This is a genomic window from Dactylosporangium sp. NPDC051484, from assembly GCF_040689395.1.
In the GTDB taxonomy this organism is placed as follows: Bacteria; Actinomycetota; Actinomycetes; order Mycobacteriales; family Micromonosporaceae; genus Dactylosporangium.
Map to the genome: position 1 here is coordinate 325,504 of NZ_JBFAZX010000003.1, position 13,352 is coordinate 338,855.

At 74.5% G+C, this 13,352-nt stretch carries 4 protein-coding genes; all 4 read left to right on the forward strand.

Annotated elements, in window-relative coordinates; genetic code table 11:
• The first annotated feature begins 84 nt into the window (after nucleotides 1-84).
• Genes AB0367_RS07790 through AB0367_RS07805 form a run of 4 tightly spaced genes read left to right on the forward strand, consistent with a single transcriptional unit; the run spans nucleotide 85 to nucleotide 13,352 of the window.
• On the forward strand, nucleotides 85-7,467 hold the full coding sequence (locus AB0367_RS07790; protein ID WP_366225418.1) for an SDR family NAD(P)-dependent oxidoreductase: 7,383 nt from the start codon (nucleotides 85-87) through the stop codon (nucleotides 7,465-7,467).
• Nucleotides 7,464-12,191: a beta-ketoacyl synthase N-terminal-like domain-containing protein gene (locus AB0367_RS07795; RefSeq protein ID WP_366225419.1), complete on the forward strand. Its 4,728-nt coding sequence runs from the start codon at nucleotides 7,464-7,466 to the stop codon at nucleotides 12,189-12,191. The genes AB0367_RS07790 and AB0367_RS07795 overlap by 4 nt, the downstream gene beginning before the upstream one ends.
• 28 nt (nucleotides 12,192-12,219) lie before the next feature.
• Complete coding sequence (locus AB0367_RS07800; protein ID WP_366225420.1) at nucleotides 12,220-12,516, forward strand: phosphopantetheine-binding protein; 297 nt, start codon at nucleotides 12,220-12,222, stop codon at nucleotides 12,514-12,516.
• Nucleotides 12,513-13,352: an alpha/beta hydrolase gene (locus tag AB0367_RS07805; RefSeq protein ID WP_366225421.1), complete on the forward strand. Its 840-nt coding sequence runs from the start codon at nucleotides 12,513-12,515 to the stop codon at nucleotides 13,350-13,352. Before AB0367_RS07800 ends, AB0367_RS07805 begins: the two co-directional genes overlap by 4 nt.

Below are 13,352 nucleotides of genomic sequence, written 5' to 3' on the forward strand. Positions count from 1 at the left end.
CGCGCGGGGCTGCGTCGTCGGGCCAGTGTGCGCCTGTGCCGTCCCACGCTTCCGGCACACCTGAGGCAAATCAACGGGAGCCTGATGAGTACTGCAATCGGCGGCAACGATCTGGTTGTCGCCATCAATCCGTGCGGCGCGGTGGAGCCTGGTCCGCGGATCGTGGCGGCCACCGGTGCCGGTGGCGGGATCGGCGTGCTCGATCTGGCCGGGGGAGACCGCCGCACGATGCGGGCGCTGGAGAAGGCGGCGTCGTGGTCGGCGGCGCCGATCGGGGTGCGGGTGCCGGCGGGATGCTCGGCCACGATGGCCGACGTGGAGCGCGCCGCGAAAGACCGGGTGAGCCTGGTGGTACTGCCGGCGAACGGCGGGTGGCCGCTGAGTGAGGCGGTGCGGCGGCATCGGGTGCTGGTGGAGGTGACCAGCCGTGCGGAGGCGCTCGCGGCGGCCGCGGCCGGTGCGCACGGGCTGATCGCGCGCGGCTGCGAGGCGGGCGGCGCCTGCGCCGAGCTGAGCACGTTCGTGTTGCTGCAGCAGCTGCTGGGCGATGAGGCGCTGGCCCTGCCGGTGTGGGCAGCCGGGGGCATCGGGCCGCGCACGGCGGCCGCATCCGTGGTCGGCGGGGCGGCCGGAGTGGTGCTGGACAGCCAGCTCGCGCTGATGCCGGAGTCGGACCTGCCGGACGACGTGCGGGCCGTGATCGGGCGGATGGACGGCTCGGAGACGGTGCTGCGCGAAGGCGTGCGCGGCCTGCGCCGTGACGGCCGGCCGGACGGCACCGGCGAGCTGCTGCCGGTAGGCCAGGACGGCTGGTTGGCGGCGCAGTTCCGCAAGCGTTGGGGGAACACGACCCAGGCGATACGCGGCATCCGCACGGCGATCGAGGCCGCGGCCGGCGACGCCGAGGCGGGCGCGACGCTGGCGCCCGGCGCGTCGCTGGCGCGGGAGCTTGGCGTGCGCATCCCGGTGGCGCAGGGGCCGATGACGCGGGTCAGCGACCTCGCCGGCTTCGCGGAGGCGGTGGCCGACGACGGCGCGTTGCCGTTCATCGCGCTCGCGCTGGCCACCGGCGAACAGTCCCGGCGGATGCTGCGGGAGACCGCGCAGCGACTGGGGGAGCGTCCGTGGGGGGTCGGCGTGCTCGGCTTCGCTCCGGAGGATGTGCGGGCGGCCCAGCTGGCGGCGGTGATGGAGGTCCGGCCGCGAGTCGTGATCATCGCGGGTGGCCGGCCGGCGCAGGCGAAGGCCCTTGAAGCGGACGGCATCGACGCGTTCCTGCACGTTCCGTCGCCGGGGTTGTTGCGGCAGTTCCTGCGGGCCGGGGCACGGCGGTTCGTGTTCGAGGGCGCCGAGTGCGGCGGGCACGTCGGGCCGCGCACGAGCTTCGCGTTGTGGGAGGCGCAGGCGCTGGCGTTGGAGGAGTACCTCGACGACGCGCCGGCCGGGACCGCCGAGCGGGTGCAGGTGTTCTTCGCCGGCGGTATCCACGATGCGCGCTCGGCGGCGATGGTGGCGGCGATGGCCGGGCCGCTGACGCGCCGCGGTGTGCGGGTGGGGGTGCTGATGGGCACCGCGTACCTGTTCACGCGGGAGGCGGTCGAGCGCGGGGCGATCCAGCCGCTGTTCCAGCGTGAGGCGATCGGGGCGAGCGTCACGGCGTTGCTGGAGACGGCGCCGGGGCACGTGACACGGTGCCTGCACACGCCGTACGTCGACGACTTCCACCGGATGCGGCAGGAACTCGCCGCGGCGGGGGTGGCGGGCCGGCAGGTGTGGGAGCAGCTGGAGATGCTCAACGTCGGCCGGCTCCGGATCGCCAGCAAGGGCAAGCGGCGCCAGGGCGACGCGCTGGTCGCCGTGGACGAGGCGGGCCAGCGCGCCGAGGGAATGTTCATGGCGGGCCAGGTCGCCGTGCTGCGCGACACGCAGACCACCGTCGCCGCCCTGCACGCCGATGTGACCACGGGGGCGCGGCATTTCCACGCCGTCCGGGTCGCAGCCCTTACGGCAACGCCCAAACCGGACGCCACGGCGGCCGAGCGGGAGTCCTCGACGCCCCTGGACATCGCCGTCGTCGGCATGTCGTGCGTCTTTCCCGGCGCACCGGACCTGGCCTCCTTCTGGCAGACGATCCTCGACGGCCGCGACGCGATCACCGAGGTGCCCGCCCAGCGCTGGTCTGCGGACACCTACTACGCGCCCCAGGTGGAGCCGGGACAGACGGGCCGGATCAGCGTGTCGAAGTGGGGCGGCTTCATCGAGCCGGTGCCGTTCGACGCGATCGGCTACGGCATTCCCCCGGCGGCGCTGGCCAGTATCGACCCGGCCCAGCTGCTGGCCCTGGAGGCGGCACGGCGGGCGTTGGCCGACGCCGGCTACCACCACGACTCGCCCGGGGCCGACCACGCACGCACCGGGGTCGTGTTCGGTGCCGAGGCGGGCAGCGACCTGAGCAACGGCAAGGTGCTCCGCACGTCACTGCCCGCCTATCTGGATGACGTGCCGGCGGCGCTGGCGGAGCAGCTGCCCGCGGTCACCGAGGACTCGTTTCCCGGCGTACTGACGAACGTGATCGCCGGGCGGGTGGCCAACCGGCTGGATCTGGGCGGGCCCAACTTCGCCGTGGACGCCGCCTGCGCCTCCGCGCTGGCCGCGATGGACGCCGCCTGCAAGGAGCTGACCACCGGCGGCAGCGACCTGATGATCTGCGGCGCGGTGGACCTGCACAACGGCATCCACGACTACCTCATGTTCAGCTCGGCGCATGCGCTGTCGCCGACCGGGCGATGTCGCTCCTTCGACTCCACCGGCGACGGGATCGCGCTGGGCGAGGGAGTCGCGTGTGTCGTGCTCAAGCGGCTCGCCGACGCGCGGCGCGACGGTGACCGCGTCTACGCGGTGATCAAGGGGCTGGGCGCGGCCAGCGACGGGCGGGCGCTGGGACTGACCGCGCCGCGTGCCGAGGGCCAGCGCCGGGCGCTGGACCGGGCGTACGCGCAGAGCGGCGTCTCCCCTCGGCAGGTGGGCCTGATCGAGGCGCACGGCACCGGCACCGTGGTCGGTGATCGTACCGAGCTGCAGACGCTGACCCGGTTGTTCGCCGAGGCGGGCGCGCAGCCGGGCGGTTGCGCGCTCGGTTCCGTCAAGTCGCAGATCGGGCACACCAAGTGCGCCGCCGGACTCGCCGGGGTGATCAAGGCCGCGATGGCGCTGTACACCGGGGTACGGCCGCCGACGGTCAACCTGACCCGCCCGAATCCGGTCTGGGACGCGGGAACCAGCCCGTTCGCCTTCTACACCGAGGCCCGCCCGTGGGCGGCACCGGCGCAGCGGCGCATCGCCGGGGTGAGCGCGTTCGGTTTCGGCGGCACCAACTTCCACGTGGTGCTCGCCGCGCACCCGCACACGCCCGAACCGCGCCACGCCCGCGACGAATGGCCGGCCGAGTTGTTCTGTTTCCGCGGCCGGGATCGGGCGGCCGCGCACCAGGCGGTGGGCAGGCTCGCCGGCCTGCTGGACACCGCCGACCGATACGGCCGGCCGTGGCGGCTGCGCGACCTGGCCGCCACCGCCGACGCGCAGACCGACCCGCGCTCCGGCCCCGTCCAGGTCGCCGTCGTCGCCCGCGACACCGGCGAGCTCGCCCGGCTCCTGCGTCGCGCGCTCGCCGGCGAGCACGACCCGGGACGGGGGCTGATCCAGCCCCCGCCGGGCACAGCCACGGGCAAGGTGGCGTTCCTGTTCCCGGGGCAGGGCAGCCAACGACCCGGGGCACTGGCCGAGCTGTTCGTCAGCTTTCCCGAGCTGCGGGAGTACCTCGAACTCGGGCAGGAGTGGGCGGACCTGCTGTTCCCACCGGCCGCGTTCGACGCGGCCGCCGAACGTGAGCAGCAGCAGCGCCTGCTCGACACCCGGGTGGCCCAGCCCGTGCTCGGCATCGGAGGGCTCGCCGTCGGCCACCTGCTGCGCCGGCTCGACATCCGTCCCGACCTCGCCGCGGGACACAGCTACGGCGAACTCGTCGCGCTGTGCGTGGCCGGCGCCTATGAACCCTCGACGCTGCTGCGGCTCAGCCGGCGCCGTGCCGAGGCGATCCTCGACGCCGCCGGTGACGATCCGGGCACCATGGCGGCGGTCAGCGCCACCGCCGAGCGGATCGTCAAGGTCCTGGACGACGCCGGCCTCGCCGGCCAGGTCGTCCTGGCCAACCAGAACTCTCCCACCCAGCAGGTCATCTCCGGCCCCACCCCCGCGATGCGGTCGGCGATCAGCGCGTTGCAGGCCGCCGGCCTGACGACACACCGGCTCAATGTCGCCTGCGCCTTCCACAGCCCGCTCGTCGCCGGCGCCGTGGAGCGCTTCGCGCGGGTGCTCGCCGCCGAACCGGTCGCCGCACCGGACGTCGCGGTCTGGTCCAACCGCACCGCCGCCGCCTATCCCGCGAACGCCGATGCGGTGCGGCACGAGCTCGCCGCCCAGGTCGGCGCGCCGGTTCGCTTCGCCGAGCAGATCGAGGCCATGTACGCGGCCGGCGCCCGAACGTTCATCGAGACCGGCCCCGGGCAGGTGCTCACGCGCCTCGTCCAGGCCATCCTCGGCGATCGGCCACACCTCGCGGTCGCCTGCGACCGCGGCACCGGCGAAGGGCTGCGCGACCTGCTCACCGCGGTGGCACAGCTGGCCTGCACCGGCGTACCGGTGCGGACCGGCTGGCTGTTCCACGGCCGCGACACCGCCGAGGCCACCCAGGCAGCACCGGACGACCGTCCGTTTTGGACAGTGGACGGCCACCTCGTCCGCGACCGCGACGGCAACAGCATCCCCGGTGGGTTGACGCCCTCACGACGCATCAAGGAGTTGTCCATGACCGCAACCATCGAACCCTCCGCCGACGGCCGCGACAACCGGGCCGGGCGACAGGGCCAGGACGAGATGCTCGCCGAGTTCCTGCGGACGAACCGCGAGCTGATCGCCTCCCAGCGCGACGTCATGCTCGCCTACCTCGGCCACGACATGGACGGCGGATCCGCGGTGTCGCCGGTTCCGCCAGCACCCGTCAGTCCGCCGATACCGGCCGCGCCGATACCGGCCGCGCCGATACCGGCCGCGCCGAGCTCGATCTCGCCGGCGCCGATGCCGGTCGCGGCGGCGGTGTTCACGCCGTCTCCCAACGGGAGCGCCGCCGCCGCGCCGGGCACGACGACGCTGGTGGCGCCGGCGCCGAAGCACGACTTCCACGGCGTGGTGCTGGCGGTGCTCAGCGAGCGGACGGGCTACCCGGTCGACCTGATCGACCTGGACCTCGACGTGGAGGCCGACCTGAGCATCGACTCCATCAAGCGGGCGGAGGTGGCCGGGGAGGTGGCGGCCCGGCTCGGGTTGTCGGGGCAGGGCGACGAGTCGGAGCTGGAGGAGCTGGTCAAGGCCCGGACCGTGCGCGCCATGGTCGGCTGGCTGACCGCCAGGGTGAACGACGCGCTGACCTCGCCGGGGACGAACGGCGCCGCTGTCGCGGCGCCGCCGGGCGGCGTGCCGCTGCCCCGGATCGGCAGGGCCGCACCTGCGGCACCCGTCGCCGTGCCGGCCGCATCGGACCATCAGGGTCCAGACTTCCAGGGTGCGGTGCTGGCGGTGCTCAGCGAGCGGACGGGCTACCCGGTTGACCTGATCGACCTGGACCTGGACCTGGAGGCCGACCTGAGCATCGACTCCATCAAGCGGGCGGAGGTGGCCGGGGAGGTGGCGGCCCGGCTCGGGTTGTCGGCCGAGGGTAACGAGTCGGAGCTGGAGGAGCTGGTCAAGGCCCGGTCCGTGCGTGCCATGGTGGGCTGGCTCACGACCCAGGTGGACGCGGCAGGGGCGGAAACGGCCCCGTCGCCGTCCTCGGCCCCGGCGATACCCGTGCAGGCCCGCACCGCGCCGGCCGCGGCGCAACCCGCAGCGCTCGAGCCGGTCCCCGCGCGGACCGCGGCCGGCGGTGAGGCACCGATCGGCGGTGACCCGCGGCCGGGCGTCGCGCCGGCGCGCCTGCTCCCGGCCCTGGCTCCCATCACCGACGCGCCGGTCCGGCCGGTGACGGCGCTCGCCGGCGCCACGCTGGTCGTCACCGGGCCCAGCCCGGCGGCCGCGCGCGTGGTCGAGCTGCTGGGCCGGTATGGGGCGACCGTGCGCACCGGCCTGCTCGCCGAGCCGGGCACCGTCGAGGGGGCGGACGGGCTGCTCCTGCTCGACGGGCTGGCCGGTGGACACACGCCGCTGCTGCCCGGCGCGTTCGGGCCGATCAAACAGGTCCTGGCGGGCGGCCCGCGCTGGGTGCTGGCGGTCGCCGACGCCAACGCCGGTGCCGTCGCGGACGGGCTCGGCGGCCTGTTCCGCACCATTGCCCGGGAGTACCCGTCGACCACCGCGCGGGTGGCCGTCGTGGACGGCGCGCAACCCGCGGAGCGACTCGCCGAGCAGATCGTCGACGAGCTGCTCGCCGGGGGCGACGCGGCGGTGGTGGACCGCAGCGATGGCCCGCGCCGCGCTCGCGAGCTGGTGCCGGCGAGCCTCGGGCCGCTCGCGGCCGGTGGCGCCGGTCCGGCCGGCGACGGCGTGGCCGAGGCCCGGGCAGCCGGCCTGGACCGCGACTCGGTGGTGGTGCTGGTGGGCGGCGCGCGGGGCATCACCTCCTGGTTCGCCCGCGCCCTCGCCTCGGCCGCCGGGTGCCGCATCGAGCTGGTCGGCCGGACCCCGCTGCCGGAGGGGCCGGCGGATCCGATGCTGGCGGCGGCCACGGACGAGGTTTCACTGCGGGCGGCGCTCGCGCGCCAGGGTGCCGGCTCGCCGGCCGAGATCGCCCGCAGGGCCCAGGCGATCCTGGCCGGCCGGGAGGTCGACGCCACCGTGCGGGAGCTCGGTGCGCTGGGGGCCAGGGTGCGCTACCACAGTGTCGACGTACGCGACGCGCAGGCGACCGGCCGGCTCATCGCGGCGATCCATGGCGAGTACGGCCGCGTCGACGGGCTGGTGTACGCCGCCGGGGTGATCGAGGACAAGCTGATCGCCGACAAGGACCCGCGGTCGTTCACCCGGGTCTTCGACACCAAGGTGCTGGGTGCCCAGGCGGTGCTGGACGCGTTGGACGGCCTGCGACTCGCCCCGAGGTTCGTGGTGTTCTTCGGCAGCGTCGCGGCGACGTACGGCAACCGCGGTCAGGCCGACTACGCGGCGGCCAACGACGCTCTGGAGGCGATCGGCACCCGCTGGGCGACCCGCTCCGGCAACCGGTGCCTGACCGTCCACTGGGGACCGTGGGCGCCGGCCGAGGGCCACAGCGGCATGGTCAGCGCGGAGCTGGGCCGCGAGTACGCCCGGCGCGGCATCGCGCTCATCGACCCCGAGGAGGGCGCGCTGAGCCTGCTGGGCGAGCTGGCCTGGGGCGATCCGGCGGTCACCTCCGTCGTCTACACCGCGTCGGGCTGGTGACCGCGTTGCACGCCGATCAGACGGCCATCGTGGGGATGGCGGCGCTGCTGCCCGGCGCGGGCGACCTGGACGGCTACTGGCGCAACCTGGTCGAGGGGGCCGACGCGATCAGCGAGATGCCGTCGAACCGGGTGGACCCGCAGTTCTACGACCCGGCGCAGGCGCACCGTCCGGACCGGCTGTACTGCCGGCGGGGCGGGTTCGTGGACGGCCTGGCCACCTTCGATCCGGTGCGGTTCGGCATCATGCCGGCGTCGATCTGCGACATCGAACCGGATCAGCTCATCACGCTGCGGGTGGCCGCGGCCGCCATCGACGACGCGGGTGGCGTGGACCGGCTGCCCGCCGGCGACCGGGTCGGGGTGATCCTCGGCCGGGGCGGTTTCCTCAGCCCGGGCCAGGTCCGCTACTACCAGCGGATCCGGATGTCCAACCAGGTGATCCAGGTGCTCGGCGAGCTGATCCCGGACCTGCCGGAAAGCCGGCTCGAGGCGATCCGGCAGCGGTTCGTCGAGCGGCTCGGCGAGCATCATCCGGAGGGCGCGATCGGGGTGGTGCCGAACCTGGCCGCCTCCCGGGTCGCCAACCGGCTCGACCTGCGCGGCCCCGCGTACACGGTGGACGCCGCCTGCGCCTCGTCGCTGGTCGCGGTGGACCAGGCGATCGCCGAACTCAACCGAGGGCGGCTCGACGTGGTGCTCGCCGGGGGCGTCCATCACGTGCACGACGTCGGCTTCTGGGCCGTCTTCAACCAGCTCGGCGCGCTGTCCCGGCGCGGCGAGATCCGGCCGTTCGACCGTGCGGCGGACGGGCTGCTGATCGGCGAGGGCACCGGCATCGTCGTACTCAAGCGGATGGCCGACGCGCTGCGCGACGGCGATCGGATCTACGCGGTGATCCGAGGCAGCGGGGTGTCCAGCGACGGTCGCGCCGCGAGCATGGTCAACCCGGCCGCCGCCGGGCAGGCACTGGCGATCCGCAGTGCCTGGGCGGCCGCCGGCCTCGACCCGGCCGCGCCGGACGCGCTGGGCATGCTGGAGGCGCACGGCACCGCCACGCCGACCGGTGACGCCGCCGAACTGGACACCCTCGCCGAGGTGTTCGGCCCGCACGCCGGAGGCCCGAAGCCGGTGATCGGCTCGGTCAAGTCGATGATCGGGCACGCCATGCCCGCGGCCGGCATCGCCGGGCTGATCAAGGCGGCCCTGGCCGTGTACCGCGGCGTGCTGCTGCCCACCCTGCACTGCGACGACCCGCGCCCGGAGCTGGCGCACACCCGCTTCGCCCCGATCGGCTCGGCCCGGCCGTGGGAGAGCGACGGGCCGCGCCGCGCCGGCGTCAACGCGTTCGGTTTCGGCGGCATCAACGCCCACGTGATCCTGGAGGAGACGCCGGACGCACTGGCGGCCCGCCGCGGCGGCACGGGCGCGGCCGGGCCGGTGACCGGGTCCGCGACGCCGCCCGCGGCGGAGGCGGCCGTGCGAGCCGGGGCGGCGCTCGGCGTCGAGCAGCCCGACGAGGTGCTGTGGCTGGCAGCGTCCGACCCGGCCGCGCTGGCCCGCCTGCTCGACACGGACGACAACACCCTGCGCACCCTTGGCGCCGCCAGGGCCCGGCAGGCCGGCGGCGCCCACGAACAGGGCGAGGACGAGCGCTGCCGGCTCGGCATCGTCGACCCCGACGCCAAGCGCCTCGCCACCGCCCGCCTCGCCGTCGCCAGGGGGCAGTCCTGGCGCGGCGCCCGCGACATCTGGTTCAGCCCGGCCCCGCTGCTCGGCGGCGAGGCCACGCCGGCCGGGGCCGGCCGGATCGCCTTCGTGTTCCCAGGCATCGAGGCGGAGTTCAGCCCGCGCACCGCGGACGTCGCGGCGCACTTCGGCCTGCCCGACCGGCAGTGGTCCGCCGCCGACCTGGGCCGCCACGGCGCCGGGCTGATCGAGCTGGGCAAGCTGCTCACCGACGCCCTGAGTCGCGTCGGGATCACCCCGGACGCGGTCGCCGGGTACAGCCTCGGCGAGTGGACTGCGGCGGTCACCGGCGGGCAGCTGAGCGCCTTCTCCGTTGACGAGGTCGTCGCCGAGCTCAACGCGGCGTCGGTCGAGGTGCCCGGCCACGCGTTCGCCGTCGTCGGCGCCGCCGCCCAGCGCATCGGCCCGTGGCTCGCGCGTTACCCGGGGGTGGTCCTGTCCCACGACAACGCGCCCGAGCAGTGCATCGTCAACGGACCCGAGAGCGACATCGACCGGCTTGTCGAGGCACTGCGCGGCAAGGGCCTCGTCTGCCAGAAGCTGCCGTTCCGCTCCGCCTTCCACACCCCGCTGTTCGCGTCCGGGCTGGAGTCGATCGGCGCCGCCCTACACCGCTGGGAGGTTCAAGCCCCGCGGGTACCGGTCTGGTCGACCACCCTCAAGGCACCGTTCCCCGGCGATCCGGCCGGCATCCGGGAGATCTCGGTGCGGCACATGCTCGAACCGGTCTGGTTCCGGGAGACCGTCCAGGCCATGTACGACGCCGGGTTCCGCGTGTTCCTGCAGGTCGGCGTCGGGCAGCTCGCCTCGGTCATCGACGACAACCTGCGCGAGCGCGACCACCTCGCCATGCCGGTGAACGTCGCCCACCGCAGCGGCCTGCACCAGCTGCGCCGCGTGGCCACCGCGCTGTGGGTCGAGGGCGCCGCGCCGGACCTGCGTGCCCTCGGCACGACCGGCACGGGCCACGCGCGAGCCGGTGCCCCCGCTGCCGCACGATCCGCCCGCCGCGGGCCGATCGTGCGGCTCGAGCTCGGCGTACCGCTGGTCCACCTCGGTGACGGAGCCGACGATCTGCTCGGCATGCCCGCACGCGCCGCCGAGCCGGCGATCGCCCGGGCCGCCGCGGCGGGCGGTGGATCGGACACGGTCGATGGCGTGCGGACGGCCGCCGTGGCGACGCACACCGCCGTGGCAACGCATGCCACCGTGGCGACGCAAGCCACCGTGCCGGCGCCGAGGTCGCCGGCCCTGGCGGCCTTGCACAAGCTCGCCGGGCAGTCCAGCGCCGCCGCGGAGCTCGCCTCGCTCCTGGGCGGCGCGACCGGCGGCGTGGTCGCGGGCGGCGCGGAATCCGGCGGCGGCACCGAGCCGACCCAGCCGACCCAGCCGACCCCGACGTCACCGCCGCCGGATGCCCACCGTACGGTCCTGCGGGTCGCCCTCGACACGATGCCGTACCTGCGCGACCACTGTTTCTTCGCCCAGCCCGACGACTGGCCCCATCCGGAAGATCGATGGCCCGTGGTGCCGGCCACCACCGTCATGCAGCACATGATGGATGCCGCCCAGCAGGCGGCCCCCGGCTCGCGAGTGCTCGCCGTGCGCGACGCGCGGTTCAACCGCTGGTGCGTCGCCGCGCCGCCACAGGACGTCGAGATCACCGTGAAACCCGCGGGACCCGGCCTGTTCTCGGTGGCCTTCGGTGGCTACGCCCGCTCCACGATCGAGGTGGGGCCCGACTACCCGGCCGAGCGTCCGCAGGTGTGGCGGCACGACCCGGCGACGGAGCGGCCCCCGCTGATCAGTGCCGAGCAGATGTACGCCGAGCGGTTCGTGTTCCACGGACCCCGGTTCCGGGGCGTGAGCGAGGTCCACGCCGTCGGCGACACGCACGTCCGTGGCGTCCTGACCGCTCTGCCCCAGCCCGGGGCCCTGCTCGACAACGCGTCCCAGCTCATGGGCAACTGGCTCTTCACGACGCAGCCGTACGGGGCGCTGCCGGTGGGGATCGGGCACGCACGGTTCTTCGGACCGTCACCGGCCCCGGGCACGGCGGTCGACTGCGTCGTGCGGGTGCGCTCGCTCGAGGCCGCGCAACTCGTCTTCGAATCGCAGCTCGCCGTCGACGGCGAGGTATGGGCGCAGCTCGAGGGGTGCGTCCACCGGCGGTTCTTCAGCCACCCCGAGATTCGGCCCGCCGAGCGCATCCCGCAGCGCCACCCGATGTCGCTGCGGCAGCCGGAGGGGTGGACCGTGGCGTTCGATCGCTGGCCCGACCTGGTCTCCCGCGGACTGGCCGCCCGCGGCATCCTCGGCGCCCGTGGCGTGGCCGAATACGAGCGGCAGCCGGCCAAGGCGCGCAAGCAGTGGCTGCTGGGCCGGATCGCGGTCAACGACGCCGTGCGCTCTCAACTGTGGGACGACGGCCACACCGACGTCTACCCGATCGAGCTGACGGTCAGCAACGACCCGAACGGGCGGCCCCGGGTGCACCCGCGCCCCGGCCGCGGCTATCGGGAGTGTGACGTCTCACTCGCCCACGTCGCCGACATCGCCGTCGCGATCGCCAAGCCCCGCACGCCCGGCGCACCGGCCGACGCCGCCGGCGTGGGCATCGACGTCACCGAGATCACCGACCATCCGGACAGCACGATCACGTTCGCGCTGTCCGACTCCGAACGGCGGCTGCTCGACTCGAAGGTGGCCACCGGCGAGGACCGGTGGCTGTGGTTCGCCCGCTTCTGGGCCGCGAAGGAGGCCGCCGCCAAGGCGGAGGGCAGCGGCCTGGCCGGCGACCCCCGGCGGTTCAAACTGGTGGCCGCCACCCCGGCCGCGCTGACCGTGGAGGTCGCCGGCCGTGTCTACCTGGTCGCCCACCGAGAAGTCGCCAACCCCGAGGGCCTGCCCCCACGGCGCTACGTCGTCGGCTGGACCTGGGGACCGCAGCCCGTCCATCCAACCGGCCGCCCGTAGCGGCACGTACAACGAGAAGGGACATGACATGCCTGCTGACCAAGCCGCGATCCTCGCCGAGGTCGCCGAGATGCTGCACGCGATCCGCGACCACGCCGGAGTCGACGGTGAGATCACGATGTCGACCAGGTTCGAGGACGACCTGGAGATGGAGAGCATCGACGTGGTCTCCCTCGCCGGCCGCCTGCAGGTCCGCTACGGCGACACGGTCAACTTCGCCCAGTTCATCGCCGGCCTCGACCTGGACTCGGTACGACATCTGAGGGTCGGTCAACTCGTCGACTACATCGCCGCCGCGCTCGACGAGGTGGGTACGCCGGCATGAGCGAGGTGCTGGCCAACGGCCTGTCCATCCACGTGGAGCAGCTCGCCCCGCCCGAACGCGCATCCGGCGTGCGCGGCATCGCCCCGACCGCCGTGCTGATCCACGGTTTGGCCCTGGACACGTTGGCCAGCTGGTACCTCACCCTGGCCACCCCGCTCGCCGCCGCCGGCCTCAACGTGGTCATGTACGACCTGCGCGGGCACGGACACACCGAACGCCCCCCGGAGGGCTACACGCTGGACGACTTCGTCGACGACCTGGAGGCGCTGCTGGCCGCGCTCGACATCACCGGCCCGGTCCTTCTGCTCGGCAACTCGTTCGGCGGCACGATCGCGTTCGGCTACGCGGCACGCCACCCCGAGCGGGTCGCGGCCATCGCCACCGTCGAGTCTGTGCCGCCCACCGCGACGTGGCTCGAGCGGATGCCCGGGTGGCTCGACAGGGCCGCCGCGTATCTGCCGGGCGGCCACGCGCTCGCCGAGGTCGATCCCGGACGAGGGGAGCGCACCGGCCGCCTGGCAAGGGCCGCTCGCGAGGTGCTCGCCTCCACGAGCCTCAGGCGCGACGTGCCGGCCAGCCGGCTGCCGGCCGAGGAGCGCATCGCCGCAATCGGGTGCCCGGTTCTGTGCGTGTACGGGGGCGAGTCGCGCGTGGGCGCGCTGGCCCCCGACGTGCGCCGGCTGCTGCCGCACGCGCGGATCGCCACCGTGCCCGGCCAGCGGCACACCGTCCTCGTCGACCGGCCGAACTCCATCCGCGACATCGTCATGCCCTGGCTGCACCAGGCGTGCGGCCTCCACTCCCACGATCGCCGACTGGCATACACCGATCAATAG

Excerpts from the sequence above, each read along its gene's own strand:
- AB0367_RS07800 (WP_366225420.1), top strand. The coding sequence starts at position 12,220 with ATGCCTGCTGACCAAGCCGCGATCCTCGCCGAGGTCGCCGAGATGCTG.
- AB0367_RS07790 (WP_366225418.1), top strand. The coding sequence starts at position 85 with ATGAGTACTGCAATCGGCGGCAACGATCTGGTTGTCGCCATCAATCCG.
- AB0367_RS07805 (WP_366225421.1), top strand. The coding sequence starts at position 12,513 with ATGAGCGAGGTGCTGGCCAACGGCCTGTCCATCCACGTGGAGCAGCTC.